This is a genomic window from Bradyrhizobium stylosanthis (assembly GCF_001641335.1).
Lineage (GTDB): Bacteria > Pseudomonadota > Alphaproteobacteria > Rhizobiales > Xanthobacteraceae > Bradyrhizobium > Bradyrhizobium stylosanthis.
The window spans coordinates 1121442-1148252 of record NZ_LVEM01000002.1 but is presented as its reverse complement, the minus strand read 5'-3'; the positions used below and the strand labels follow the sequence as shown (position 1 = coordinate 1148252).

The 26811-nt window shown below is 65.6% G+C and carries 27 protein-coding genes; 11 read left to right on the top strand and 16 right to left on the bottom strand.

All coding sequences use genetic code 11. The features are described from left to right. Entirely contained in the window at positions 1-729 is a 729-nt protein-coding gene (locus tag A7X65_RS17305) for a glutathione S-transferase family protein (protein WP_063686788.1), read from the bottom strand. A 33-nt stretch (positions 730-762) separates the two neighbouring features. After that, positions 763-1023, bottom strand: a complete 261-nt coding sequence (locus tag A7X65_RS17300) for a hypothetical protein (protein WP_063686786.1) — start codon at positions 1021-1023, stop codon at positions 763-765. A 112-nt stretch (positions 1024-1135) separates the two neighbouring features. Between A7X65_RS17300 and A7X65_RS17295 the strand changes: the two genes are divergently transcribed. Both A7X65_RS17295 and A7X65_RS17290 read left to right on the top strand, forming a co-directional pair. Then, positions 1136-1834: a helix-turn-helix transcriptional regulator gene (locus tag A7X65_RS17295; protein ID WP_063686784.1), complete on the top strand. Its 699-nt coding sequence runs from the start codon at positions 1136-1138 to the stop codon at positions 1832-1834. Between the two features lie 17 nt (positions 1835-1851). After that, on the top strand, positions 1852-2175 hold the full coding sequence (locus A7X65_RS17290; RefSeq protein WP_063686782.1) for a YkgJ family cysteine cluster protein: 324 nt from the start codon (positions 1852-1854) through the stop codon (positions 2173-2175). Here the strand turns inward: A7X65_RS17290 and A7X65_RS42645 are convergent. After that, positions 2172-2570: a hypothetical protein gene (locus tag A7X65_RS42645; RefSeq protein ID WP_063686780.1), complete on the bottom strand. Its 399-nt coding sequence runs from the start codon at positions 2568-2570 to the stop codon at positions 2172-2174. The genes A7X65_RS17290 and A7X65_RS42645 overlap by 4 nt on opposite strands. Positions 2571-2826: 256 nt before the next feature. Then, positions 2827-3174, bottom strand: a complete 348-nt coding sequence (locus A7X65_RS17280) for a DUF3307 domain-containing protein (RefSeq protein WP_063687752.1) — start codon at positions 3172-3174, stop codon at positions 2827-2829. A gap of 403 nt (positions 3175-3577) precedes the next feature. On the opposite strand from A7X65_RS17280, the gene A7X65_RS17275 reads away from it, so the two are divergent. The 4 genes from A7X65_RS17275 to A7X65_RS17260 all read left to right on the top strand — a co-directional run bounded on the left by A7X65_RS17275 (position 3578) and on the right by A7X65_RS17260 (position 7577). After that, positions 3578-5023 (top strand): TAXI family TRAP transporter solute-binding subunit, encoded by a 1446-nt coding sequence (locus A7X65_RS17275; RefSeq protein WP_063686778.1) that lies wholly within the window; start codon positions 3578-3580, stop codon positions 5021-5023. A gap of 297 nt (positions 5024-5320) precedes the next feature. Beyond that, entirely contained in the window at positions 5321-5539 is a 219-nt protein-coding gene (locus A7X65_RS17270; protein WP_063686776.1) for a hypothetical protein, read from the top strand. Positions 5540-5669: 130 nt separating this feature from the next. Next, positions 5670-6779 carry a cyclic nucleotide-gated ion channel gene (locus A7X65_RS17265; RefSeq protein WP_063686774.1) on the top strand — a complete coding sequence of 370 codons (1110 nt, stop codon included), beginning with the start codon at positions 5670-5672 and terminating at the stop codon, positions 6777-6779. Positions 6780-6791: 12 nt separating this feature from the next. Beyond that, positions 6792-7577: an enoyl-CoA hydratase/isomerase family protein gene (locus A7X65_RS17260; protein ID WP_063686772.1), complete on the top strand. Its 786-nt coding sequence runs from the start codon at positions 6792-6794 to the stop codon at positions 7575-7577. Here A7X65_RS17260 and A7X65_RS17255 read toward each other — a convergent pair whose 3' ends face one another. Further along, a complete protein-coding gene (locus tag A7X65_RS17255) occupies positions 7578-8012 on the bottom strand; it encodes a DUF6157 family protein (RefSeq protein ID WP_082884967.1) in 435 nt (144 codons plus the stop codon). A gap of 17 nt (positions 8013-8029) precedes the next feature. Continuing rightward, positions 8030-8674 (bottom strand): glutathione S-transferase family protein, encoded by a 645-nt coding sequence (locus A7X65_RS17250; protein ID WP_063686770.1) that lies wholly within the window; start codon positions 8672-8674, stop codon positions 8030-8032. A gap of 84 nt (positions 8675-8758) precedes the next feature. On the opposite strand from A7X65_RS17250, the gene A7X65_RS17245 reads away from it, so the two are divergent. Both A7X65_RS17245 and A7X65_RS17240 read left to right on the top strand, forming a co-directional pair. Continuing rightward, positions 8759-9739: a helix-turn-helix transcriptional regulator gene (locus tag A7X65_RS17245; RefSeq protein ID WP_063686768.1), complete on the top strand. Its 981-nt coding sequence runs from the start codon at positions 8759-8761 to the stop codon at positions 9737-9739. 136 nt (positions 9740-9875) lie between these two features. Continuing rightward, the gene (locus A7X65_RS17240; protein WP_063686766.1) at positions 9876-10118 is read left to right on the top strand and encodes a hypothetical protein; all 243 of its coding nucleotides are present in this window, start codon (positions 9876-9878) and stop codon (positions 10116-10118) included. A gap of 56 nt (positions 10119-10174) precedes the next feature. On the opposite strand, the gene A7X65_RS17235 is transcribed toward A7X65_RS17240, so the two are convergent. From A7X65_RS17235 to A7X65_RS17225, 3 genes are all read right to left on the bottom strand, one after another. Then, complete coding sequence (locus tag A7X65_RS17235; protein ID WP_063686764.1) at positions 10175-11116, bottom strand: fatty acid desaturase; 942 nt, start codon at positions 11114-11116, stop codon at positions 10175-10177. 15 nt (positions 11117-11131) lie between these two features. Beyond that, complete coding sequence (locus A7X65_RS17230; protein WP_063686762.1) at positions 11132-12151, bottom strand: alpha/beta fold hydrolase; 1020 nt, start codon at positions 12149-12151, stop codon at positions 11132-11134. 159 nt (positions 12152-12310) lie between these two features. Continuing rightward, positions 12311-13114 carry a hypothetical protein gene (locus A7X65_RS17225; protein WP_063686760.1) on the bottom strand — a complete coding sequence of 268 codons (804 nt, stop codon included), beginning with the start codon at positions 13112-13114 and terminating at the stop codon, positions 12311-12313. A 196-nt stretch (positions 13115-13310) separates the two neighbouring features. Between A7X65_RS17225 and A7X65_RS17220 the strand changes: the two genes are divergently transcribed. Then, complete coding sequence (locus tag A7X65_RS17220) at positions 13311-14507, top strand: MFS transporter (protein ID WP_063686758.1); 1197 nt, start codon at positions 13311-13313, stop codon at positions 14505-14507. Between the two features lie 21 nt (positions 14508-14528). Here the strand turns inward: A7X65_RS17220 and A7X65_RS17215 are convergent, their stop codons facing one another. After that, entirely contained in the window at positions 14529-15377 is an 849-nt protein-coding gene (locus A7X65_RS17215; protein ID WP_063686756.1) for an outer membrane protein, read from the bottom strand. A gap of 283 nt (positions 15378-15660) precedes the next feature. On the opposite strand from A7X65_RS17215, the gene A7X65_RS17210 reads away from it, so the two are divergent. Beyond that, positions 15661-16611, top strand: a complete 951-nt coding sequence (locus A7X65_RS17210; protein ID WP_063686754.1) for an AraC family transcriptional regulator — start codon at positions 15661-15663, stop codon at positions 16609-16611. On the opposite strand, the gene A7X65_RS17205 is transcribed toward A7X65_RS17210, so the two are convergent. The 3 genes from A7X65_RS17205 to A7X65_RS17195 all read right to left on the bottom strand — a co-directional run bounded on the left by A7X65_RS17205 (position 16608) and on the right by A7X65_RS17195 (position 20080). Next, positions 16608-17615 carry a zinc-dependent alcohol dehydrogenase family protein gene (locus A7X65_RS17205; protein ID WP_063686752.1) on the bottom strand — a complete coding sequence of 336 codons (1008 nt, stop codon included), beginning with the start codon at positions 17613-17615 and terminating at the stop codon, positions 16608-16610. The genes A7X65_RS17210 and A7X65_RS17205 overlap by 4 nt on opposite strands. Positions 17616-17630: 15 nt before the next feature. Further along, positions 17631-19244 carry an acyl-CoA synthetase gene (locus A7X65_RS17200; RefSeq protein WP_063686750.1) on the bottom strand — a complete coding sequence of 538 codons (1614 nt, stop codon included), beginning with the start codon at positions 19242-19244 and terminating at the stop codon, positions 17631-17633. A 68-nt stretch (positions 19245-19312) separates the two neighbouring features. Next, positions 19313-20080 carry a FadR/GntR family transcriptional regulator gene (locus A7X65_RS17195; protein WP_063686749.1) on the bottom strand — a complete coding sequence of 256 codons (768 nt, stop codon included), beginning with the start codon at positions 20078-20080 and terminating at the stop codon, positions 19313-19315. A 167-nt stretch (positions 20081-20247) separates the two neighbouring features. Here A7X65_RS17195 and A7X65_RS17190 point away from each other — a divergent pair, with 167 nt between their 5' ends. Continuing rightward, a complete protein-coding gene (locus A7X65_RS17190) occupies positions 20248-21453 on the top strand; it encodes an ABC transporter substrate-binding protein (RefSeq protein WP_063686747.1) in 1206 nt (401 codons plus the stop codon). A 56-nt stretch (positions 21454-21509) separates the two neighbouring features. Here the strand turns inward: A7X65_RS17190 and A7X65_RS17185 are convergent, their stop codons facing one another. The 3 genes from A7X65_RS17185 to A7X65_RS17175 all read right to left on the bottom strand — a co-directional run bounded on the left by A7X65_RS17185 (position 21510) and on the right by A7X65_RS17175 (position 26653). Then, a complete protein-coding gene (locus A7X65_RS17185) occupies positions 21510-21998 on the bottom strand; it encodes a DUF2059 domain-containing protein (RefSeq protein WP_063686745.1) in 489 nt (162 codons plus the stop codon). A 48-nt stretch (positions 21999-22046) separates the two neighbouring features. Further along, the gene (locus A7X65_RS17180) at positions 22047-23264 is read right to left on the bottom strand and encodes an OpgC domain-containing protein (RefSeq protein ID WP_063686743.1); all 1218 of its coding nucleotides are present in this window, start codon (positions 23262-23264) and stop codon (positions 22047-22049) included. Between the two features lie 332 nt (positions 23265-23596). Further along, positions 23597-26653: an ATP-binding protein gene (locus tag A7X65_RS17175; RefSeq protein ID WP_063686741.1), complete on the bottom strand. Its 3057-nt coding sequence runs from the start codon at positions 26651-26653 to the stop codon at positions 23597-23599. Between the last annotated feature and the right edge of the window lie 158 nt (positions 26654-26811).

The following is a 26811-nucleotide window of genomic DNA, read 5'->3' as shown; positions in this document are numbered from 1 at the left end:
CTAAGCAGCCTGCCGCAGCGGGGTCCAGGCGAACTCCGGATAGTAATTGTCCATCATGCGATCGACATAGGCCGTGAGGTTCGGAAATCCCTCCGCCCGCTGCCGCAATCCCGACTCGAAGAACGGCGTCAGGATCCCTGCAAGCGCGCCGAAGGCGGTGGCATCGACGCCGCTGGGCTTGTTGCCCATCAAGTAGGCCTTGTCGCCGAGCTGCACCGAGAGCGCGAACAGCGAGCGCACCGCAAGATCGACGTCGTCATCGGGCGCATGGCGGCCGAGGCCGGAGAGCAGGTAGTTCTCGGCGACGCGGAATTGCGCATCCTCGCGCAGCTTCTCGCGGTTGTGCTCCGGCGCGCCGTCGAAGAAATGCGCGGGCCCCTTGGCGAAATTGACCGGATCGACCCAGCGCGCGCCGACCAGCGCCCAATAGACGTGATGCTCGATCATGCGCTCGAACGCCCAGGCCTGGGCCCGCTCAGCCAAGGAGAGGCCGGCGTCGAAATCGAAACCATAGCGGCGCTCGATATGGGCGCGGATGAAGGTGGAATCGGCCACCGCCTCGCCGCCATCGTCGATGAAGGGCAGCTGGCCCTTCGGGGATGCGGGCGGCATCGCGCGCTCCTTCCGGTAGGGCAGCCCGGCCATCTTGAGCTGCACCTCCGTCTTGGTGACGAAGGGACTGATTTCCGGCAGGCCGAAGCCGGTGCCAAAGCCGTAAAGCGTGATCATGCGAGCTCTCCTGAACCTGCGGGTTGACGGAACCTAGTGACGGGCTGCTGCCACCATGGTGGCAGCAGCCGTGATATCTTCTGCGAAACGGGCCCCCCGCCAGGCGCGGCCCATGACGTGGCGGACCAGCGCGTCCGCAGCCTGGGTCAGCGAGCGTGCCACCACGCTTGCGAGGGCAAATCGGAGGTCGACGGCCATGAGATCGAGCGAAACGAGACGACCGAGCGCCTGGGCGGACCACACCTGTGCCCGCAACACCGGAATTGCCGGGCCGAAATGGGTGGGAATGATCATGGACAAATCCTCTTCAGTCGATGTGTTGTCCCGGTATAGAACCCCCCTGCTGCCAACATCCTGTCAGCAGCCGCGCGCCGTTTCCTGAAACGCCCCCGATAAGAGAATTGTCATGAGACGCGCCGACCGGCTGTTTCAGATCATCCAGGTGCTCCGGCGCACGCGTAAGCCGCTGACGGCGGACGCGATTGCGGCTGAGCTCGAGACCTCGAAGCGCACGATCTATCGCGACATCGCAACGCTGATCGGCCAGCGCGTGCCGATCCGCGGTGAGGCCGGCATGGGCTACATCCTGGAAAAGGGCTTCGACCTGCCGCCTCTGATGCTGACACCCGACGAGATCGAGGCGGCGGTGCTGGGCGCGCAATGGGTTGCGGGCCACGCCGATTCGGCACTGGCGCGCGCGGCCGAGGATCTGATGGCCAAGATCGCCGACACCGTGCCCGAGCGCCTGCGCCCCTTCGTGCTGGAGCCGGCGAGCCGGGCGCGGCCGAGCTGGAACAGGGAGCCCGACCGCCTCGACATGGTGCGCACGCGCACCCAGATCCACGAAGGCAAGAAGATCATGCTGCGCTATCGCGACGAGCAGGGTCGCGCCAGCGAGCGCATGATCTGGCCAATCTCGGTCGGCTATCTCGAAGCGGTGCGCCTGCTCGCGGCCTGGTGCGAGCTGCGCAGCGACTTCCGCAGCTTCCGCACCGACCGCGTGGTGGAGGCGAGCTATCTCGACGAACGATATCCGGAGCGCCGCGACGTGCTGCGCGCAAGATGGCGGCAGAGCCTGGTCTGGGGCCCGCCCAAGGACACGTGAAAGGACACGTGACGACGATGGACGAGACATCCACCACCGACCTGTCGAGCTGCTGCCAGAGTTGCGGCGCGTGCTGCGGCTATTCGGAGAACTGGCCGCGCTTCTCGATCGAGAGCGACGAGGAGCTTGCGGCGATCCCCGAAGCGCTCGTCAACGCGCGGCAATCCGGCATGCGCTGCGAGGGCGATCGCTGCTCGGCGTTGCAGGGAGAGATCGGAAAGATGACGGCCTGCGGCATCTATGAGGTGCGGCCGGAGGTGTGCCGCACATGCATGCCGGGCGATGCCGAATGCGCGATGGCACGGCGGAAGTTTGGACTGCCGGTGATCGAGGCCGCTTAGGCGGGAACGGCTTCGCCGATCTCGTCGTCGAGCTCGTCATCGAGCGGAGCCAGCACCGAGAGCGGCTTGGTCGACAGCGTGATCGGCTTGCGGCCTCCCGACGCCGACGGCGACGATTTGGTCGAGCTCTCGCGCGACAGCGCGTAGAGCGTCGAGCCGACACGGCCGCCGTTCTCGATCAGGTCGCGCTCGCTGCAGCTCGCTGCGATCGCGACCGCCAGCGAATGCAGATGGCTGCGGCGATAGCAGAACAACGCCAGGCGGGCGCGCGCCTCAGGGGAAACACTCTCAACCAACCTCGGCAGTCCGCTCTCGCTGGCGCGATACATCTCGCCAAGGAGCTCGTCACGAACCGGGCAGAAATCGCTTTCAAAAGCGTCACGGCTTGAAAACATTGCAGTTCTCCCTCGTGTGCGGAAGATGCAGCGCAATTCTCTAACGAAAGGTTAACCACGCTGCCCGGTAGTCACCCGGGGTCCTTGCCCGTGGGCGGCGAATCAGAGGGCGGCCCGCGCCATGGCCGGGCTTGTCCCGACCATTCACGTCCGGCGATGCGGGCACGAAGAACGTGGATGCCCGGGACAAGCCCGTGCATGACGACCTTTTGTGCTGATAGCGATTGCCTCCATCCGGAGGCCGATGAAGCCGGCCTCAGTTCGCCGCCATGAAGATGGAGAGGCCGAAGCCGGTCAGGTGATGCAGCGCCTGGTCGACGCCGATCAGGGTCCAGAACCAGGGATGCGCGAGGTCGATGCCGAAATTGGCGGAGACGAATCCCTTGGCCCGATCGATCGTGATGTGGATCATGAAATCGATGAACGCCACGAACCAGAATTTCGGCGCGACGATCACGATCAGCGGCAGCGCGACCGCAAGGTGAACCAGGCAATGCACCAGCAGCGGCAGAGCCCAGCCGTGCTTCTGGTCCTTGCCATGCGCCATCCAGGCGGTCTGCAGGACGAAATCGGCGATGATGTGCTTGAAGGTGAGCAGCAGCATCCAGCCAATGAGCGCTTCAACCGGAACCGCCGATGACATGGGTGGAAACGACAAAGCTGACGCCCTCATTGACGTGACAAGAAAGATTGGAGCGTTCAGCGCAACTTCTTCTTGGACCGGTCAAATCGCCGGGACGCGTAATTTATGACATCTCCCGCGACGGAATGCAGCCGGGGGGAACCGGAAAATCGCCAAGTGTGGCTAACTGGTGATAGGATGACCAATCGCCGCGCAGCACCGAGTAAGGTTACCTCCGGCTCGAAATTTGCATTCCAGTGCCGGCGCGCTATCATCGTCGGCAGAGAATATCGTTCTTTTTTCAGGCGTTTACGAATTACAGGGCGTTTGCCGCGATCGCACCAGCGAGCGGCCCCCACCCAAGAATAAGGCCAAGAGTGCTGCCATGAGTGCCGAGGGCCCCAGTTCATCGCAGGCCGAGCCGCCGCCGCGGCGGCCCAAGGTGATCAAGACAAACCAGCAACAGGTCCTGCTGTACGTCGTGCTGACCCTGCTGCTGTCGCTTGCCACCGTCTGGGGCGGCCGCGCCATGCTGCACAATTCGGAGACGCTGACCTTCGCCGTCGGCGCTCCCAACAGCGACGAGGCGCTGTTCGCGGCCAAGCTCGCCGCGCTGCTGAAGAGCAACGCCTCGCGCTTCCGGATCAAGATCGTCAACAACGGCGACAATGCCAAGGCGCTCGCACTGTTCGACCGCCGGCAGGCCGACCTCGCCGTGCTGCGCACCGACGCCAAGGTGCCGCTGCGCGCGCGCACGCTCGCGATCCTCGAGCACGATCTCGTGCTGCTGCTCGGTCCCGGCAACAAGAAGATCAAGTCGCTCGCCGAGCTGAAGAAGAAGAAGGTCGCCGTGCTCGCCGAGAGCGATTCCTCGCTGGCTTTCGTCCGCGGCATCCTCGACATTCCCGACGGCCCCGACGCAGCGAAGATCCAGATGGCGCCGCAGGGCGTAACGCTCGACAAGCTGTTTGCGCCGGCCAACGGCTTCGCTGCCGTGATCGCCGTCGTCCACGCCTCGAAAGCGATTCGGGACAAGGGCTATGAGCAGGCCGCCAGGCGCGGCGGCTTCACGCTCAACGCCATCGACGAGGTCAAGGCGCTGGCCCGCAAATTCCCCGGCATTTCCGACGAGACGCTGACGGCAGGAACGCTGGCGGCCTCGCCTCAAATTCCCGACGATGATCTCGAGACGATCGGGCTCGAATGGCTGCTGGTCGCCCAATCCAGGATGTCGTTGACCACGGCGGGCGAGCTGGCGCGCACTATCTACGAGAACAAGGCCGCCCTCGGGCTCGACAGCGGCTTCGCCAGCCGAATCGAGCCGGCTTCCGTCGAGAAGGACGCCTTCGTGATGGCGCATCAGGGCGCGGCCGATTACATCAACGACGACACCAAGTCGTTCATGGATAAGTACAGCGACATGATGTATCTGGGCGCCGCCGCGCTCAGCGTCATCGGCTCCATCTTCGCCGCCATCTACGCCAAGATCACCCGCATCGCGCCGGAGAAGGCCAGCGAGCTCTCCACCGCCATCCTCGACATCGGCGAGCGCATCGAGCACGCCCATTCGCTCGACCAGCTGGAGTGCCTGCAGGACGAGCTGGAGGGCATCCTGCGGGGCGCCGTCATCGGCCTCAGGGACGGCACGATCAGTACCGACGGGCTCGACACCTTCAAGCTCGGCTACGAATTCGTCCGTGACGAGATCGGCATGCGCCGCGACTACCTGAAGCGCCACGCCGGCGAAGCCGAGAAGGCCGCCCGCGACGCCACCGCACCGCAGCACGACGACAGCAATGTCGTGGTGGTGAAAACCGCGCAGAGCGCCTGATCGCAGCGCTGCCCCGAGCGTGGTCGGGAGTATTCTCCTAGCCACCATCCTTCGAGACGCCCGCCTTTGGCGGGCCCTCAGGATGAGGCGGAGTGTGTGGCTGCAATTTGCGGGCTCCGGTGTCGCTTAGCCTATCCTGGGGAGACCGCTGGAAGCGGTCGTCTCGAAGGATGGGGCGTGCGCGCAGACCGTCGCCAGGCCGGCAAATGCCGACCCGCGCCCCGCCGATGGCCGGTCCCGCTGGAACCGGTCCGGCCCGCAACCGTTGGCTTCCCGATACAACCGGAGAACGCGCCCATGCGTACACTCCTCATGATCTTCCTCCTGGGAATGCTGGCAGCAGTGGGCTATTTCGCTTATTCCGCGATGGCGGTCGAAGGCGAGCCGATCCCGACGGAAGGCTATGTGGCCCTCGCGCTTGGGGCTGCTTTCTCCGTCGTTGTCGGGATCGGGCTGATGATCCTGCTGTTCTTCAGCAGCCGCCGCGGCTACGACGAGCCGCCGCATTTCCGATAGCGGCTCAGCCCACCGATTTGACGATGCTGCAGTGCGCGCGGCCGTCGTTGACGGCCCCGGCGCGGGCAGGCACTTTGGCGCCGCGCTCCCAGCCGGGACCGCAACAGCCAAGACCGAGCCGCCTTCCCGCATGTCCACGCCGCTGATCTCCGCTCTGGCCCAGTTCGTGGCCGCCACGGCCGGCCGCAACATGACCAAGGCGGCCTATGTAGCGGTCGGCGTCGGCGTGCTCAGCATGGTGCTGCTGACGGTGAACCCGGCCTATGAGGATACGCACCGCTGGGTCGATGTCCTGCTGTGGGCCTGCCTCGTCTATTTCGTGTTCGAATGGCTGGTCCGGCTGCGCCACATGGCGCGAACGGGGCGCCTTGCGCTCTACGTGACGTCTTCCGCCGGCATCGTCGACGCGATCGGGGCACTGGCCGTGCCGGTCGCGCTGATCCTCGGCGTCGAGCCGAAGACCGCCTGGCTGCTCAGCGTGCTCTGGGTTCTGAAGGTGGTGCCGGGCATTCCGGGCCTGCGGCAGCTTCGCCGCGTGCTGGTGCTGGAATCGGGTCCGCTCGTCAGCGTGCTCGTGATCTTCCTGATGGTGGTCTTCCTCGCCTCCGTCGCCGAATATTTCCTGGAGCGGGACGTGCAGCCGCAGACCTTCGGCAGCGTCCCGGCCGCGCTGTGGTGGGCGGTGGTGACGCTGACGACGACAGGCTATGGCGACGTCGTGCCTGTTACCCCGCTGGGGCGGATGGTGGCGGCGCTGGTGATGATCTCCGGCCTCGGCGTATTCGGCCTCTGGACCGGTATCCTGGCGACGGGTTTTGCCGCGGAGACGCGGCGCGACAATTTCCTCAGGACCTGGGAAGCTGTCAGCAAGGTGCCGTTCTTCGCGGCGCTCGGACCCGCCGCCATTGCCGACGTCACCCACATGTTGCGCACCATGGAGCTGCCGGCGCGCACCATGATCATCCGCAAGGGTGCGCAGGGCGACTGCATGTATTTCATTGCCGCCGGCGAGGTCGAGGTCGACCTGCCCGGCAAGAAGGTGCAGCTCGGCGAAGGCGCCTTCTTCGGCGAGATGGCGCTGCTCGGCAACAACAAGCGCGGCGCCAACGTCTCGACCACCAAGGTGTCGCGCCTGCTGGTGCTCGATCTCGTCGATTTCCGCGTGCTGATGGCGCGGCATCCCGACCTTGCCGAAACCATCGATGCGGAAGCCAGGCGCCGCACGCTCGAAAACAAGTAAAAGGAGACAAGAATGTCGGAGACAGCCGACGCGGCCACCGGCCCCCAGCTCGAAATCACGGGCGCTCGCGCCACCATCCGCCTCAACCGGCCGAAGCATCTCAACAGGCTCCAGGCCGAGGATCTCGGCGAGCTCCTGAGACTGTTCGACGCCGTCGAGGCCGATCCCGCCATCCGCGTGCTGGTGCTGACCGGCACCGGCCGCGCTTTCTCCGCCGGCTACGACCTCAATTCGGTCGCCGAGCGCGCGGTGAGCGCGAGCGAGCAGCAGAGCGCGGGCTCGGCCTTCGAGGTCGTCGTCAATCGCCTCGAGGATCTGGGCGTGCCGACGATCTGCCGGCTCAACGGCGGCGTCTATGGCGGCTCGACCGATCTCGCGCTCGCCTGTGATTTCCGCATCGGCGTCGACACCGCCGAGATGTTCATGCCGGCGGCGCGGCTCGGGCTGCATTACTACCGGAGCGGCATCAAGCGCTACGTGACGCGGCTCGGCCTCGACAATGCGAAACGGCTGTTCCTGACGGCGCAGAAGATCAGCGCGCCGGAGATGCTGCGGATCGGCTATCTCACCGCCATGGTGCCGGAAGAGACGCTCGACGAGGAGGTCGACAGGCTCGCGAGTGTCCTCGCCGGCAACGCGCCGCAGGCCATGCGCGGCATGAAGCGCGCGATCAACGAATTCGCACGCGGCGAGCTCGACGAAGCGGCTGCCGACCAGCGCCACCGCGACAGCATGCGCGGCGACGAGATCAAGGAAGGCATCAAGGCGTTCGCGGAGAAACGGGCGCCAAAATTCTGATCACGCCCGCTTCGACCGCATCGCGCGCACCTGCGTGAGCTTGGGATCGCGGACCAACGCCTCGTAGCGTTTGCTGTCGACGGCGTAGATCGCGATCCGGCCCTCACTATCGGCATGAACGCCCCAGCCGAAGCGCTTGCCCAGACTCGACGCCCTCATGCACGCCTGCCCCCGCGAGAAGAACGCCTCGCGGGCCGCACGCTTCGCCGTTTTCGTCGCCTTCACATCGAGCTCGCGTCCCGGCGCAGAGGTCGCGAAGATCACGTCGTCGGACGTGTATTTGTAGGGTGCCCTGGCGATCATCCCGTATTGCAGGCACGCGACCGTGGGCTTTCCCCCGCGCAGCGGCGGCTCCTCGCCGGTCCGCGCGGGACAGTCTTCGGCAACCCGGATGAAGGTGTTGAAGCAGTTGGTCGTGTGCATCGGCTTCGTCATCTACACCCCCGGATCATTCAACCACCCGCAGCCTTGGCATGCTGCGCCGCCATCTCATCGTCGGCGGCATTGATGCGCTGGAACGCCGGGCGCGCGGTCATGCGCTCGGCATAGCGGACGAACACGTCCTTTTTCGGCACGATGCCGAACATCATGGTCCAGCTGAACGCGACGCCCCACAACACGTCCGCGGCCGTCATGCGCTCGCCGAGCAGGTAGGGGCCCCTCGACAATTGTGCTTCCAGCGCACCTAGCATCGTATCGTAATCCGCATATGGCGATTGCGTGATCGGCGCCGGCTCGCGCTGCATGAACTTGTCGATCATGGCCGGCTCGAACGAGGCGCCGTAATAGGCGATCCAGCGCAAATAAGGGCCGCGCAGCGGATCGTTCAGCGCAGGCGTCAGCCCGGCCTGCGGAAACAGGTCAGCCAGGTAAATGGTGATCGCGACCTGCTCGGTCACGAGCTCTCCGCGATGGTGGATCGCCGGCACCTTGCCGAGCGGATTGACGGCGAGATAGGCGGCCTGGCGCTGCTCGCCGGCCTTCATGTTGAGGACGTGGAGATCGTAAGGCGCCCCCAGTTCCTCCAGCAGCACCCGCGTGCCGGTGGCGCGGCTTTGCGGCGAATAATACAGGGTGATGCGGTTCGGATCGGTCATGGCGGGTCTCCATCTGGCCAACAGGCGATGGCGCTTGTAACGGACCATACCTGACATCCTGTGTCAGGTATGGTTTAAGGGATCATGCGCGCGAGCCGGATGCTGTCGATCCTCACCACCCTCCAGGCCAGGGGGCAGGTCACCGCGCCCGAGCTCGCGGAAGCCTGCGAGGTCTCGGTGCGCACGATCTATCGCGACATCGACGCGCTGGCGGCCTCGGGCGTCCCTGTTTATGCCGATCGCGGCGCGGAGGGCGGCTATCGCCTGCTCGACGGCTATCGCGTCCGGCTCAACGGCCTGTCGCAGAGCGAAGCCGGCGCGCTGTTCCTGGCGGGTCTCCCGGGCCCTGCGGCGGCGCTCGGGCTGGATGCGGCGATGATCGCCGCGCAGAACAAGCTGATGGCCGCCCTGCCTGCGAATCTGCGCGAGGATGCCGGCCGCATGCAGGAGCGCTTTCACCTGGACGCGCCGGGCTGGTTCGGCGAGGCGGAGGAGCCGGTGCATCTGCGCGCCATCGCCGGCGCGGCCCTGCGCGGGACATTGATTAAGATCCGCTACCAGAGCTGGCGCTCGGAGAAGCAGCGCCGCGTCGCCCCGCTCGGGCTCGTATTGAAAGGCGGCAGCTGGTACCTCGCCGGACAAGTCGATAGCAGCGTGCGCACCTATCGCGTCGCGCGCGTGCTCGACTGTACTGCGCTCGACGATCCCTTCGATCGTCCCGCCGATTTCGATCTCGCCGCCTATTGGCAGGCCGCGACACTTCGCCTCGAAGCCGAGATGCATCCCAATGTCGCGGTCGTGCGGCTGTCGCCGTTCGGCGTCAAGCTGCTCGGCGCATTGAGCCAGCCTTACGTCAAGGCGCGCACCGAGATCGAAGAGACCGCCGATGCCGACGGCTGGCGCATCGCGCGGGTGCCGACCGGCAAGACTTCATGGCACGCCGCGGCCGAATTGCTGCGGCTCGGCCCCGAGGCGGAAGTTCTGGAGCCCGCCGATCTCCGCGAGAAGATGGCCGAGATGACGCAGGCGATGGCCGCGCGCTATGGCGCGGCGCAGAAAGCCTGACCACGGCGCACCTCGCCGCAGCCGACGAAACAATCCTGAAACACGATTCTCGGTCAGCGCCATGAACGCATTCGCGTCTCGTGCCGACGGAGATGCAGGGACACAACAACGGCCTCGCGCCAACTGGAGAATGAAAATGTTTCGTAAGCTTGCTCTTGGTCTGATCGCTGCCGGCTCGCTCGGCGCTGCTGCTCTCGCGCCCACCGCCGCTTCGGCTCACGGCTTCCATCACTGGGGTCATGGCTGGGGCCCGGGCTATGGCTTTGGCGGCATCTACGTCAACACCGGCGTCAGCAACTGCTACCAGGAGCGCGTCGTCCAGACCCGCCACGGCCTGCGCGTCCGCGTCGTGAATGTCTGCGCCTACGGGATCTACTGATACCTCGCTATCACGACAAAGCTCCGGTCGCATCGCGGCCGGAGTTTTGCGTTTGGCTAGCTCCCCTGCCGCTGCCGGCGAAACCAGGCCCAGGTCTCGCCCGTCGTCCTGATATAGCCGCGGCCGCGATAGACGATCTCGCCGTCGACGATCGCGTTCAGCTTCGGCAGCGCGTGAAACGGAATCGACGGATAGGCGTGGTGCTCGACATGGAAGGGCATGTTCCACGCAAACCATTTCACGACGGTGCCGGTATAGGTCGTGCGGGTGTTCTCGAACGCGCTGCGGGTGCGGTCGCAGCCGGTGTGCTCGGCATAGAGATAAGGCCGCAGGAAGAACTGCCCGATGACCAGCGGCACGATCCAGACCCAGAGCAGCAGCGCGGAGGAGAACCACAGCGAGAGTGCGAGCAGCAGCGCGTAGAGCGCGACATAGGCGCGCGCCTCGGCCACGATGGTGCCGCGCTTGCCCTCGGGAATCCAGGGCACGACGACCTTGCCGGTGACGGCATGGCCGAGCATCAGCCGCAGACGCCCGGCGACCTGGAGCAGGCCGCTATAGGCCATCGCGAGCTGGGTATCGGAGGCCGGCTTCACGCCGACGATCAGCTCCGGGTCCTTCTCGGGATCCTGGGTGTAGCGGTGATGGTCCCAGTGGAACAGGCAGTAATATTCGTAGGGCAATCCGATGATGAAGGCCGAGAGATAGCCGACGGCGAGATTGAGGCCGCGGCTTCTGAACGCGGTCTTGTGCGCGGTCTCGTGCACCGCCATGAACAGGAAGGCGACGAGATAACCCTGCACCGCCATCAGCGGCAGCGCCCATAGCACGCCATGGCGCGACGTCCAGATCAATGCGCCGACCAGGACGATCATGCCGTAGTGACCGAGGCTCTGCACCGCGCCGCGCAAATTCGAGCGCACCGACAATTCGCGCAGCATCGCCGGGCTCAGCGGTTTCAAGCGATGGCCGGGCTCTGAAACGGTCGCGTCAGTCATGATCGGACACCTGCATTACTTGCCAAGGAGCGCCGCGACCTCGGCCCTGAGAAAGGCCTGGTCGCGCGGATTGTTGACGGGATTGCCGGCGCGGTGGCCGTGTTGCGACGGGATCGGGTGCAGCACGGCGGATCTGGCGTTGACCAGCTTGGGGAGTTCGTCCTCATTATCGCGGACGTCGAAATAACGATCGGTCGCGCCGGGCATCAGCAGCATATGCGCCGTGATCGCCGCGAGCGCGCGGTCGAGATCGCCGCCGAAGGCCGCGCAGGCGCTGATGTTGCCGCGCTGCCAGATGTCGGCCTGCGCCAGAAGATCGTTGGCGTCGCGGCGGGCGAAGGTCGTATCCCAGTTGCGGACGAGATAGTCCTCGAGCGAGGTGAAGCCGGCCTCGCGCCAGAGCTCGTCGCGGTAGAAGCCGTGCGACATCGCCCAACCGGCATAGACGCGCCCCATGGCGCGGTAGCCGGCCGTGGGCTTCTCGACGAAGCGCCCGTCACGGAAGGCGGGATCGCCCGACAGCGCCGCCTTCACGCTTTCGAGAAACACGTGATTGTAGGGCGCGCAGCGCGCACTGCCGCAGACCACCGCAGCGCGTTCAACCATGTCAGGATGCAGCGCCGCCCAGTGATAGGTCTGCATGCCGCCCATCGACCAGCCATAGACCAGCGCCAGCTTCTTGATACCGAAGCGCTCGGTCAGCAGCCGGTGCTGGACCGCGATCGCGTCGTGATAGCTGACGAGCGGGAACGGCCCGTCGCCGGAATTCGACGGCGAGGAGGACAGGCCGTTGCCGAACAGGTTCGGGATGACGATGAAATAGCGCGTGGGGTCGAGCACGCCGTCTGGGCCGATCAGCCATTCGGTGTCGAAATGCTGCGCGCTGAACGAGGTCGGATAGAGGATGACGTTGTCCTTGGCTGCGCTCAGCGTGCCATAGGTCTTGTAGGCGAGCTTCATCGCCGGGAAGACGGCGCTTGACTGAAGCGTCACGTCGCCCGCCTCGAAGATCTCGTAGTCGCGCTGCCCGGTCATGCGTCCAACTCCCGCTCACGCGGCCGCAATATGCGTCCGCCGCAACAACGATGCATCGTTCATGCCGGACCGGCAACGCATCGTTGCGCCGCCGCTAATAACTGTACTTATAGTACATTTATTAGATCAGGGCAACGGGATTCTGATAGCCGTCGCGGCTCAGGCGATGGCCGCGATATATCGTTGCACGGACGCTGCGAATGCGGCCTTGGCGCCGCCGGCGATGTTACGTCCCCACCAGGCACCGTAGATGCGATCGAAGGCGAGCGGCTCGACGGCGGCAGCGATCCGCCGCACCGCGGCTGCATTGAGCGGCATGTAATTCGGATAGGAGTACATGAAGCTGACGAAGCGGCGGTCCATCGTCACCTGCGCGATGTCGCCGGTGAGCAGCGCGCCCCTGCCCTCCGCACCGCTCGCCCAGTGCAGCATGGTGGCGCCGGCGAAATGACCGCCGGTGCGCAGCAGCAGCACATTATCGGAGATGCGGTGCTGATCGCCGCTCCAGTGCACGATCGACGCATGCGGCCGCGTTACCCACTGGCGGTCATCCGCGTGCAGATAGACAGGCACACCGCCGAACGCTTCGCTCCAGTCGGCCAGCGCGCCATAATAATGCGGATGCGAGATCGCGATCGCCTTGAGGCCACCGAGCGCGCGGACATGCGCGATCGCCTCCGGCGTCGCCAGTGGAATGCAGTCCCACATCACGTATCCCCCGTCCGCGGGGACCAGCAGTGCGCGCTGGGCGATGGCAAAGCTCGGCTCGAGCGCGATGCCGGTGAGGCCGAGATCGTCGCGCCAGACGAGGCGATGGCCGTCGGCCAGTTCGTCCCGCGTGAGGAAAGACTGCCCGTTCCAGTTCACATATTGCCGCTCGTCCTCGCAGATCGGACACGAGGCAGGCGGTTTTCCGCTGTCGGGGAATTGCGCGCCGCAGGTTTCGCAGGTCCAGAGAGGCATGGCTGTGATCCGGAAAGGAGAGTGGGACACAGATGAGGTGACATCGCAGCTCTCCAACCGCAAGGACGGAGGAACCAAGGCGATGAGCACAAGTTACTTTCCGGTCCGCTCCGGCACCAGTCGCCGGTCATGTCAGCCCGTCTTGTCAGCCCTGCTTGCGCAAGACCACTTCTGCCGGCCGTCGCTCAGCGTCTCGATGACATCGCGCTCCCCTTCCCGCATCTGGCCCCTCTACGCCGTCAACTTCTTCATGGCCGACATGCAGTCGGGAATCGGGCCGTTCGTCGGCGTGTTCCTGCAGGAACGCGGCTGGGCCACCGGATTGATCGGCACCGCGCTGACGATCGGCAATGTCGCGGGCATGCTGGTGACCACGCCGATCGGCGGCTTCATCGATTCCAGCCGCAACAAGCGGCTGTGGGTGGTCATCCCCGGCATCTGCGTGGTACTTGCGTCCGCGATCATCCTGATCTCGCAGAATTTCTGGGCGGTGACGTTCTCGCAAGTGGCGCAATCGCTGGCGAGTGCCGCCATCGTGCCGGCGGTCACAGGCATCACGCTCGGCATCGCCAAGCAGAAGGGCTTCAATGCGCTGAACGGGCGCAACCAGGCCTTCAACCATGCCGGCAACATGGTCGGTGCGGCGTTGTCGGGCTATCTCGGCTACAAGTTCGGCTACGTCGCCGTGTTCGTGTTGGCGGCCGTGTTCGGCGCCATCGCGATCGCCTGCGTCATGATGATCCCCGCCAATTCCATTGACGATCGTCAGGCCCGCGGCAGCAAGGAGGACGAGAGCAAGAATCCGCCGGATACGATGACCGTCCTGCTCAAGCACAAGCCGCTCCTGGTGCTGGCGCTTGCGCTTGCCATCTTCCATCTCGGCAATGCGGCGATCGTACCGCTCTATGGGCTCGCGGCCGTTGCGGAGGGGCAGGCCAATGGACCGAGCTTCGTCGCCACCACCGTCGTCATTGCTCAGGGCGTCATGGTGGTGACCTCGCTGATCGCGATGAAGGCCGCGAGCAAGCGCAATTACTGGCCTGTGATCCTGGTCTCCTTCATGTTCCTGCCCATTCGCGGCGTGCTCGCCTTCTTCGTCACGGGGTGGTGGGGCGTCGTGCCCATGCAGGTGCTCGACGGCATCGGCACGGGACTGCAGACGGTCGCCGTGCCCGGCATGGTTGCGCGTTCGCTCGACGGCAGCGGCCGCATCAATCTCGGCCAGGGCGCCGTGATCACGGTGCAGGGCGTCGGCGCGAGCCTCAGTCCTGCGCTCGGCGGCTGGATCGCGCAATGGATCGGCTACGGCCCGACCTTCCTGCTGCTCGGCAGCTTCGGCCTCGCGTCGATCGCGCTGTGGCTGGCCTTCGGAGCGGCGGTGAAGAAGTATTGAGCTTCACCGCCTCCGCCGCCGTCATGGCGCAAATTGCCGGTTCAGACCGATCCTGAAGGTATGAAGCTCGATGTCGCTGGCCGGCATGCTGGTCGCGGGGATCGACAGAGAGAGCTGGCGGCCGAGGTTGAGGTAGAGATACTCCGCCTTGAGCGACCAGCGCGGCGCGAATGACCATTCGCCGCCGCCGCCGACCGCATAGCCGATATTGTAGCCGCTTGCCGAGGCATGACCGTTCAGTACGCCGGGAAAACCGGGCATCGGAAAATTGTTGGTCAATCTGAGATGAGTGCTGTCGAGGCTTGCCTTGACATGCGCCCAGGCGAGACCGCCCGTCGCATAGAGCAGCCAATTGTTGCTGGCATAGCCCAGGCGGCCGCGCAGCGTGCCGAGATAGTCGATATCCTGCGTCACGGTTACAGTCCCGGTGTAATTGTCGAAATCGCCGACCAGGAAAACGGGACGGAATGCATAGGAGCCTGACGCCCGCCCGCCGATCCCGGCGGCGCTGACGTCGGCTTCGACACCCACGACCATATGGCCAGCCTGCCAGTTGTAGCCGGCCTGCAATCCGCCCAGCCAGCCGGACTGATCGACACCCAGCGTGAACGGCGCTGACGCGGTCGAGGTCAGGTTGTTCACGCCGGGAAACAGCGCCGGCAGCGCACCGGGATCGACCCGCGCCGAATTCCCGTCGCCAGTGCCGTAACCGGCATGAACGCCGGCATAGAATCCGGTCCAGCTGAACACGGGCAGCGGCGCAGGCGACGCTTTCAGCGCGATGTCGGCGGCGGTTGCCTCGGTGGCGCACAACGCAGCCAGGCCAAGCGCCAGAGCAGCCGGCAGCAGATCGCTCCCACGAGATGTCATCGAATCATTCCCTTCCAATCGTCCGTCATTGCGCTGGCGACGATAGGCGGGTTGCGATCCCTGTTCGTGGAGAGGCGCGAAGCAGCGCATGGACTGACATGAAAGACAGCAACAACGGCGCCGCGTGTTGCGGTCGGGGCACACCGGCTGCGGCACCTGGTCGCGGTCTCGGAGCGTCATCGCGAGTGGCTTATCACGCAATTTCGCGCTTTTGCCGTTGCAGTGTACTGGCCCGACGATACAACCTGCCGCAAATTGCCAACACACTTGCACTTCCCGATCGATGATCCAGCCTCAACTCTCATTCGACGGCGACCCGAACGGCCCGGCCTATGAACGATGGCGCGAGCAGTTCTGCCGTCAGGTGGCGAACGTCGACTTCGTGCCGGTCGGTGACGGGCGTGTTCACCGGACCATCGCGCCGGCCATTCTGCCCCGCCTCAGACTCTCGGCCTCGTTCGGCACGCCGATGTCTTTCGTGTCGCTGGGGACGAACGACGAATTGGTGATTACGATGTCGCCGAATTCCGCACTCAGCGGGACCATGGGAAAGCGTCCGCTCGAGGTCGCTGCGGGCGACGTGACGATCGGCGATCCCTCGATCAAGGGCGCCTACATCACCCAGACGGGATACGGCAATTTCCAGACCGCGCTGCTGCCGCGCAAGGCGCTATTGCGCGCCTGCCCGAATGCGGAGGATCTGATTGCGCGGTCGATCCCCGGCGTCAATCCGATCACGTCGATGTTCCTGCGGTATTACGACCTCGCTCATGCGCATGCCGACAAGCTTGCGCCCGCGGAGCTCGATGCGGTCTCGCAGCATTTGTTCGACCTCTCGGTGCTGATGATCGGCGCGCGCGGCGATGTCGCCGAGGAGGCGCGGATGCGCGGCCTTGCCGCAGCGCGTTTCGAAGCCATCAAGGCCGACATTCTGGCGCAGCTCGACAGCGCCGCATTATCGCTGCCGGAGCTTGCGGCCGCGCACCGCATCAGTCCGCGCACGATCCAGCTGCTGTTCGAGAAGGCCGGCATCACCTATAGCGGCTTCGTGCTCGAGCAGCGGCTGCTGCGCGCCGAGCGGCTGCTTCGCAACCCGGGCCTGCGCTCGCGCAAGATCATCGAGATCGCGCACCTCGCCGGATTCCACGACGTCTCCTACTTCCATCGCGCGTTCCGCCGCCGCTTCGGAGCGACGCCCGACGATATCAGGAGAACGGCCGGCGAGGCCGGCTAGGGAAACTCGACGACGATCTTGCCGAAATGGCCGCCCTGCTGCATCAGCCTCAGCGCATCGGGCACGGCGTCGAAGCCGAACACGCGGTCGATCACCGGCCTCATCGCATTGCGGCCGATTGCGGCCGTCATGCCCTCGAACATGCGGCGGCTGCCGACGGAGAGGCCGATGACGTGCAGATTCTTGGCGAAAAGGCTCGGAATCGCGATCTGCTGCGAGAAGCCGGTGAGCACGCCGATCACCAGGATGGTGCCGCCCACCCGGGCAGCCTCGAGCGATTGCGCGAACGTGTCCTTGCCGCCGACCTCGACGACGTGGTCGACGCCGCCGCCGGTCCATTCGGCTGCCGCCTTGCCCCATTCCGGCACGGAACGATAATTGATGGTGTGGTCGGCGCCGAGCGCCCTGGCGCGTTCGAGCTTGTCGTCGCTCGACGACGTCACGATCACGCTGGCGCCGGCGAGTTTGGCGAATTGCAGCGCGAAAATCGACACACCGCCGGTGCCTTGCACCAGCACCGTGTCGCCGGGCTGAACGTTCGCTTCCTCGAACAGCGCGCGCCAGGCGGTGAGCCCGGCGCAGGGCAGCGTCGCAGCTTCAGGGAATGACAAATGCGAGGGAATGCGGCTGACGCCCTCGGCGTCGAGCACCATCACCTGCTGCAGCACGCCCGGCCGCGTGCCGCCGAGCGCATAACGGCGACTACTCGCCGAAACCTTCCCGTCAATCCAGGACTGGAAGAACATCGGACAGACGCGATCGCCGACCGCAACACGGCTCACGCCCTCACCGGCCGCGATCACCTCGCCCGCCCCGTCCGAGAACGGGATCAGCGGCAATCTGGTGACGCCGCCCTTACCCTGGATCGTGAGCAGGTCGCGATAGTTGAGCGATGCCGCCTTCATCCGCACCGCGACCTGGCCCGGACCAGGCGCCGGCTCCGGCAGCTCGGCCAGCTCCATCCCCTCGATCGACCAGTCGCGCGCGACCTGCCAGGCTTTCATGGGACGCGCTCCGCCTCAGGTGCCAAAGCTCTTCTGGACCGCCTTGTCGAGCGTCTCGCCGCCGACGAAGCGCTGGCGCAGCTCGCGCTTGAGGAGCTTGCCGCTCGGATTCTTCGGCAAGGCATCCACGAAGATCACGCGCTTGGGCACCTTGAAATGCGCCATCTGACCGGCGCAGTGCTTGATGACGGCGTCCTCGTCGAGCGTCTCGCCGCTCTTGACCACGACGATCGCGGTGACCGCCTCGATCCAGCGCGGATCGGGCAGGCCGACGACGGCGACCTCGGAGACGGCGGGGATGCGGTAGACCATCTCTTCGACCTCGCGGCTCGCGACGTTCTCGCCGCCGGTCTTGATCATGTCCTTGACGCGGTCGACCACGGTGATGTGGCCTTCGTCATCGACGGTGGCGAGATCGCCAGAGTGAAACCAGCCGCCGCTGAACGCTGCCGCGGTCTTGACGGGGTCGTTGTAATAGCCGGAGAGCAGATGCGGCGAGCGGTGCACGATCTCGCCGACTTCGCCGACCTTGACGTCCTCCATCGCGGTGTTGACCACGCGCGTCTCGACGTTGAGCACGGGCTTGCCGGCCGAGCCGGCCTTGCGGAGCTGATCCTCGGGGCGCAGCACGGTCGCAAGCGGCGCGATCTCGGTCTGGCCGTAGAAATTCCAGAATTTGACGTTCGGCAGGCGGCGCTGCAGTTCGAGCAGGACTTCCACCGGCATGATCGAGGCGCCGTAATAGCCCTTCTGCAGGGTCGACAGATCGGTCTTGTCGAAATTCGGCGAGCGCAGCATCGCGATCCAGATCGTCGGCGGCGCGAAGAAGGACGTGATCTTGTGCGCCTGGATCAGCGCCAGGATGTTGTCGGCAGTCGGCTTGCCCGTGATGACGCCGGAAGCCCCGAGGTAAACTTGCGGTCCCAGGAACACATCGAGCTGGGCGCAGTGATAGAGCGGCAGCGCGTGCAGGAATTTGTCCTCGACGCTCATGCCGCCGTCGATGATGCAGCTGACATACTGCCACATCACGGCTTCATGGGTCAGCATCGCGCCCTTGGGCAGCGATTCAGTGCCGCTGGTATAGACGATCTGCGCGAGATCGCGGCTGTCGACCGACGCTTCGAGGAACGAGCCATCTGCATGAAGCAGATCGTCGAACGTGGTGAGGCCCGCGGGCGCGGATGCCGGATCCTCGCCCGGCAGCCAGATCATCTTCTCGACCGCGCAATCCCTGGCGCTTGCGGCCTTTGCCGGCTCGACGAAGTCGGGCCCGGTCGCGAGCAGCTTGGCGCCGGAGCTCTTGAGGATGAAGTTGATCTCGTCCGGATTGAGCATGAAGTTGATCGGCACCAGCACGGCGCCGATCCGCGCCAGTGCGAAGCGAAGCACGGCGAAGGCGTGCGAGTTGCGCGAGAGCACGGCGACGCGATCGCCCTTCTTGACGCCGAGGCCAAGCAGGCCGCGGCCGAGCCGATTGCAGATCGCGTCCATCTCGGCGAAGGTCCAGCTCACGCTGCCGCAGCTCACCGCAAGCTTGGCCGGCTCGCGCCCTGCGGAGCGGCGCAGGAGATCGCCGATCGAATGCTCGCGCGCTTTCGAGATGGTGGCTACGATGTCCCCGGTCATGTGTCCCTCCGTATGATGTCTTTATTGGTTGGATTTCTGGTCTGAAATCTTGCGTCTTCTTTTGCGCGCTATCTGCGCCGGGCCGCCTGTGCGTGCTCCATGTACATGTGCTCGACCGACCGATCGAGCGAGGCGATCTTCTCGAAGCCGCGCCGCCAGTCCTGCAAGTGCCGGCGGGTCCACAGCACGCCGGCCTCGCGGTCGCGGCGGCGGATCGCGTCGATCAGATGGCGATGCGCGGCGACGAGGCGCGGGCCGCCTTCGACGACGCCGGTCACGATCATCTCGGTGGTCGGATAGAACAGCTGCGCCGCCGGCTCGCGCGCGAGCTGGAGCACGCGGTTCTGCGAGGCCTTAGCGACCAGCACGTGGAATTCGGCATCACATTCGGCCAGCGCAGCGGGATCGCCGACCACGGCTTCGCTGCGCGAGAGATTGTCGGCGAGTTCGGCGACGTTCTCCTCGCTTGCCCGCTCCACCGCGCCCTCGATGCTGGCGACCTCCAATGTCATCGACGCCTCGTAGAGCTCGCGGAAAGTCACTTCATGCAGCACCAGAGCGCGGCTGAGGCGGCTCGCGAGCTTGCTGTAGCGCGGCAGGCAGGCATGCAGGCGGCGCGAGGAATCGCGGCGGATCAGCCCGCCCTCCTCCAGCACACGGATGCCTTCGCGAATGGTCGAGCGATTGACGCCGAACTGGCGCACCAGATCGTGCTCGGTGCCGATGGGGTCGCCCGGCTTGATCCGGCCGTTGACGATCTCGCGTTCGATGGCGTCGGCGACCTTCTGATAGGCCGGCGCGACATCGATCGGGCGGAAGAGCGGCGCAAGGGGCAAATTTTGGCTCCGATGGCGATTGTCCGACAAACTATAGGACCGAACCGGAAAGCGCGTCAAACTGCAGCATTCTTGCCGCGTCCGCCGCAAATTGACTCCTGCGGAACCGCACTCTAACTTTGTCGGACAAAGGGACAGAATAGTCCCGAACAAGAGGAAACGTATCCATGAGACCTATCGCAGCACTCGTGTCTGCGGCCGGCTTGCTGTCGGCTGCCCTGATCGTCCCCGCCTCCGCCCAGCAGACCCCGCTCAAGATCGGCGTGCTCTCCGACTTCTCGTCGGTCTATTCCGACATCGGCGGCCAGGGGAATGTCGAGGCCACCAGGATGGCCATCGACGATTTCGGCGGCCGGATGTTCGGCGAGCCGATCAGCATGGTCTCGGCCGACGTGCTCAACAAGCCCGACGTCGCCTCGACCATCGCCCGCAAATGGTGGGAGACCGAGGGCGTCGACATGATCATCGACCTGCCGACCTCGGCCACCGCGCTCGCGGTGATGGAGCTGTCGAAGCAGTACGAGAAGATCATGATCGTGACGGACGCGGCGAGCTCCGACATCACCGGCAAATCCTGCTCGCCCTACACCGCGCACTGGACTTACGACACTTATGCCAACGCCCACACCGTCGGCAGCGCCATCGTCAAGAACGGCGGCGACACCTGGTTCTTCCTTACCGCCGACTACGTGTTCGGCCATTCGGTCGAGCGCGACACCAGCGATGTCGTGAAGGCGGCGGGCGGCAAGGTGCTCGGCAGCGTCAAGCATCCGCTGAACACGGCGGACTTCTCGTCATTCCTGCTGCAGGCACAGGCTTCCAAGGCCAAGATCATCGGGCTCGCCAATGGCGGCGGCGACACCATCAACGCGATCAAGCAGGCCGGCGAGTTCGGCATCGTCGCCGGCGGCCAGAACCTCGCCGCGATCGTGATGTTCATCTCCGACGTGCACAGCCTGGGGCTGAAGCTCGCGCAGGGGCTGATCATCACCGAGGCTTATTACTGGGACCTCAACGACAAGACCCGCGCCTTCGGCAAGCGTTTCATGGAGCGCGTCAAGCGCATGCCGACGATGAACCAGGCCGCGACCTACAGCGCGACGCTGCATTACCTGAAGGCGGTGCAGGCGGCCGGCACCAAGGACACCAAGACCGTGATGGCCAAGATGCGCGAGCTGCCGGTGAAGGACGCCTTCACCGACAACGGCATCCTGCGCGAGGACGGCCGCATGGTGCACAGCATGTATCTGTTCCAGGTGAAGAAGCCCGAAGAATCGAAGGGGCCGTGGGATTACTATAAGCTGCTCGCCGAAGTCCCCGCCGACCAGGCGTTCCGTCCGCTGAAGGACGGCGGCTGCCCGCTGGTGAAATGAGGCGGCAGGCGCGCGAGGCTTTTGCCCGCGCGCCTGATGTCCTCGGGGGCCGCGCCTCAGAGCTTGTGCCCTTTCTGGCGCAGCGCCTCGAGCAGGCGCTGCTTCAAATCGTCGGCCGCCTTCTGGCTGACGTCCTGGCCGATCTGCGCGCTGGCCTGCGCCAGCGCATCGGACTTCTCCAGGAATTTGCGGCCCGCCGGCTGGGCATAGAAGGCTTCGATCTGGCGCAGCTCGTCCACCGTGAAGGTCTGCGCGTAGAGGGCGGCGACCTGGTCGATCATTCCGTTGAGAAACGGGGCGTAGATCTCGGCGCCGGGCGCCGTCATCGCATCGTAGTCGCGCTCGATCTCCGGCCTGTCCTGCGCGACGACCGGGCGTAGCTTGAGCAGGAGCTGCGGCAGCAATGCGCGGTACTGATCCGCGATCTTCAAGGTAACGACGAGCTTGCGCGCCGCGCTCATCGCCTCCGGCGACGGAGCCTGCGCCGAGGCGCCGCAGACCAGGAACAGGAGAGTGCCGGCGATCGTCAGCAAACGTCTGGACATGAATCTCTCCCTTGGACCTCTCCGGGACGATGCAGGGCCGGCGATCTTTCAATGCCCCGCCGGGGCGACGTTGGCGGTCGCGGCCGGCGCGCGTTCCAGGACGGGATCGGCCTCCTCGACCTCCGTCACCTTCACGAACAGGTTCGGCACGCGCTCGGCCCGCCCGAGCAGCCAGGCGGCGCCGATCATGATCGCGATGCCGACGACGGAGACGGCGAGCTGCTCCCAGAAGCCCTTGCTGTACTGCGTCAGGATCCAGTGCGCCGAGAACGACAGGAATACGCCGAGGCAGAAGATCGGCAGCGAATGCTGGCCGCAGACGATCACCGGGCGCAGCCAGGCCGCATGCAGCGCCCGCCATTTGCGCGAGATGAAATACGTCACCCAGATCGCCAGCGCCATGAAATGCGTGAAGCGCAGCATGTCGAGATCGGTCTTGTCGATCGGGTAGATCGCCTTGATCATCCATTTCGGGATCATCGCCTCGAGCGCCGGGACGTGCCAGGTCATCACGATCAGCAGCGCGAAAGCCAGCCACGCCGCCGCGAGCGTCATGACCGTCCGCGACCATATCCATTTCGCGATCGTCTCGATCTGGCCGATGCCGCACCAGGCCGCGAACACGAACATCAGCTGCCAGCAGAACGGGTTGAAGTACCAGTGGGTGCCAGGCGGATAGGACGCCACGTTCCAGTCGAACCAGCGCGACAGCGCGTAGAGCACGACGGAGCCGGCAAGCGTCAGGTTCGGCCGGCGCACCAGGCACCACACGATGAAGGGCGAGGCGAACACCAGCGTGATGTAGAGCGGCAGCACGTCGAGATTGACCGGCTTGTACTTCAGCACGATCGCCTGCCCGATCAGCTCGTCCGGATGCGACAGGAAGTTGAACACGTTGAACTCGTGCTCGTACATCGGATTGTCGAAGCGGCGCGCGGTGCGCGCGATCTGCGCGGTGAACAGCAGGAACAGCATGATGTGGGCGACGTACATCTCGGCCGCCCGCCGCCACAGCCGCTTGAGCGCGGCGAGAAACCAGCCGCCCGCGACGATCGGCCCGTAGATCCAGCCGACGAGGTAGCCGGAGATGAAGACGAAGAACTCGGCGGCGTCGCTGAAGCCGTAGTTGCGCAGCGTCAGCCAGGCCACGACGTCGTGCGGGATGTGGTCGAGGAAGATCATCCACAGCCCGATGCCGCGGAAGAGATCGAGCCGCAGGTCGCGCTCGACCGGTGCCAGGAGTGCCGACTGGTCTCGTGTGATCATGGCCCCGCCTCATCGGGTGGGCGTCGCGCCATGGCGGCGCCGGTAAAATGGAATGCTAAAAAATAAAGATCAAAAGTCACCTGGCCCCATGGCCAGCTGCCCGCCGAGCGTAGCCGACTGCTGTACCCGCGCAAGTGCCTTCATGTCTGCGACGGCACCGTCCGCCGCTGCGCCGTGCCGAAACGGGGCCGCTGCGACACAACTGCGAAAACAACCCCACGCACAGTAGAAGCGAAAAACTAAGCCATTGTTCTATCTAGCAAATCAGAAAGGCTCGTCGGGCGAAAAGCCGCAGCCTGACCTTCGGCACGAAGCGCGGATTGACGGAAGGATCAGGTGAGCTCGCCTCCGCTGGCCAGCACCTCGTTCAGCATCGCCGCGGCCTTGTGCTGGAGCGGCAGTGCGCCGCTGTCGGAGGCGATCGCGATACTGGCGCGCAGGGCGGCGAGGATCGCGGCCTTGTTGTCCTCGCCCGAAGCCGGCGTCGCCACGGCCTCGCCGAACAGCGCCTCGGCCTCGAGACCTGAAAACCCCTGCTGCCGCGCCGTGTTGCGGGCCTCGCGCAGCATGTTCTGCGCGGCCTGGACATCGCCGAGACGGTGGGTTGCGAGCGCAAGATAGATCGAGCTGCGCAGCACCGCCGAGGTATAGCCGACCGCCTTGGCCTCCTCGCGCGCCTCGGTCAGCATGCCGCGCGCCCGCTCGAACAGCCCTTGCTCGAGATAGGCAATGCCGAGATGGCAGGCCAGCACCGGCACGAACAGCCGGATGCCGTGCTTCTGCGTCAGGACGAAGCCGTCTTCGAGGATGGCGGCGGCCGCCGCCGGATCGTTGCGACCGAGCTTGAGCCAACCGCCGCTGTAGGCCGCGGCGACGCGATCATAGGGACGGCCGGTCTCTTCCGCGATCGCGACGGCCTGCTGCTGGAGCCGCTCGGCGAGATCGAGCTCGCCCGTGACGGTGAGGGCGATGCTGTCCATCATGCAGCAAAGCAGGAGCAGCGATCGCGGCGTCGTGCCGATCGGGGCACTTGGCGCCGAGCCCGCGAGATGGGCGCGGGCCGTGGCCAGCATCTTCTCGGCCTCCCGGTAGCGGCCGGCCAGAAAATACGCCTGTCCAAGTCCATATTGCGCGAGATTGCGCCAGCCGGGATTGCCCGAGCTTTCTGCCAGATGCACGACGTCTTCGCCGATCGCGACGGCTTCGAGCGGCGTTCCATAGAAGTTCTGCGCACCCGCCCGCACCGTCATGGCCGCGATCTTGCGTCCGATGTCGTTGATCGCATCGGCCCGCCGTTCGGCCTCGCTGCCGAGATCCATGGCTTCGGCGACGCGCCCCGAGCCCGAGAAGGCCAGGCGCGCTTCCATCCGGACGTCAATGGCGGCCGCCTCCCGCGCGGGCGTCATCGGGGTCTTGTCGAGCGCGCCCATCGCGATCTCGAAATAATCGACCGCGTCGGCATAGGCCGAGCTCAGCAGGCATTTTCGCGCAGCGCTCCGGCCATGGTCGAATGCCTTCTGCCAATCCTTGGCCCGCGTCGCGTGATAGCACAGCGTGTCGGGACCGTCGGCCCATGCTTCGTCGGCCTCGAGAGCAGCGAGAATGCTGGCATGGATGCCTTCGCGCACTTTCTCGACCATCGAATCGTAGGTCACCTGCCGGACCATCTCGTGCCGGAATTCAAGCGAGTCCTCCAACTCGCTGTCGATCCTGACCAGCAGCTCTGCCCGGTCGAGCGCGGTGAGGCACTCCTGCAGAACGTCTTCCGGCAAGGCCGCGACCTTCCGCAACATGGCCTGGTTTGCCCGGGGCCCGAGCGCCGCGGCGATCTGGAGCAGCGATCGTTCCTGTCGCGACACGCGATCCAGCCGCGCCGCGATCACACCCTGGATGCTGCTGGGGATGCCGAGCTCGTCGACGGGACGCGCGAGGGACAGGTCGCCCCACTGGCCGAGCAGCATGCCGCTGTCCTTCAGGCTGCGGCAGACTTCCTCGATGAACAGCGGCACGTTGGCGGTGTGAGAGATGATCCGGTTCTTCAGGTCCGTGTTGGCGGTGTCGGGGCCGAGCATCTCCGTCAGCATGGCCAGCCCCGAATCGTCGTCGAGAGGCCGCATCGCCACGATTTCCGCCTGACAGCGCGCGATCCACACCGGCATTCCGCTGGGCCGCGTCGTCAACAACACCAGCAAATCAGGACATTGCAGAGCCGACAGGGTGGCGACCACCGTATCGCTGGCGCGGTCGATCCAGTGCACGTCCTCGACCAGGAGGATGGTGCGCTGGCGACGAGCGACACTCTCGACGATGGCGCAGCTCGCATCCGAGATTGCGCGGCGGCGGGCGTGCGGCTCCAGCTCGTCCCATTGCGGATCGGAGATCGGCAGGTCCAGCACCGCGTCGACGGCCCGCTGCTGCACCACGGGCAATGAATTTCTGGGATCGTCCGTCCTGGCCGGATCGCGCGCAGTGCCACCGAGCACCGAGAGCAGCAGACGCTTCAGCGCGCTGTACGGTGCGCCCTGCAGATTCGGGCTGCACTCGGCGTCGATCAGCCGCCAGCCCCCGGCCCGGAGGTCCTGCGCGAATTCATGCGCAAGGCGCGACTTGCCGATGCCGGCGTCCCCCATCAGCAGGACCGTCCGCCGGCCGGCAGCGACCCGCTCCGTCGTACGCCATAGCAGCGCCCGCTCCGTCGTGCGGTCGACGAATCGGGACACGCTGCGCGCACGCCTGACCCGCCAGCTCGAGAGATCGCTTGCGCCCATGACGCGGTACACGGGCAGCGGCTCGCCGAAGCCACGCAGCGTCCTGCGGCCCAGGGATTCAAAACGGACATGCCCGTCCGCGAGCTCCTGGCAGGCTTGGGAGACGTAGATCTGGTTCGCCTCGGCCGCCGCCTCCAGCCGCGCGGCCAGATGCTGAGCGGCGCCGCCGATCTCGTAGACCTTGGAAAATTCGCTGGCGACCATGTAGGCCACCACATGGCCGGAGTGCAGGCCGACCCGGACCTGAAGTCCGGGATCGCCCAGGCTGCCGACGCGCCGGACCAGCTCGATGGCGGCGTGGCAGGCCAGCGGCGCGTGGTTGTCGTCGGCGATCGGCGCGCCGAATACGGCGGCCAGGCCGTCGCCCAATTCCTTGCTGACGATGCCGCCGAACTGGCGCACCGCGCCCCGCATCGCGGCAAGAGCGGGTTCAAGGCGCGAGACCGCCGCCTCGGGCTCCAATTCGGCGACCAGTCCCGTGGAATCGACGACGTCGGCCCGCAGTATCGTCACGAACCGCCGTTCGCTGTCGGGCTCAACGCGCTCGCGGACCGCCGCCCCGCATTTGGAGCACCAGCTGTCGCCTGGACCAATCGCCGACTGACACGCGAAGCAATGCATTCCAGTGCCTTCAACGAACTGCCCTCGGCAGTCCCGCTCCAACGCCCGCGAGGCGTTTGGCGTACATTACCCATAGGGGAATGCATGGCAATTGGGCTTGCGGGATACGCGATGTTACCGGATGGTAGCTCGCTGGACGAAGTGCAGTCCTGGGTGGT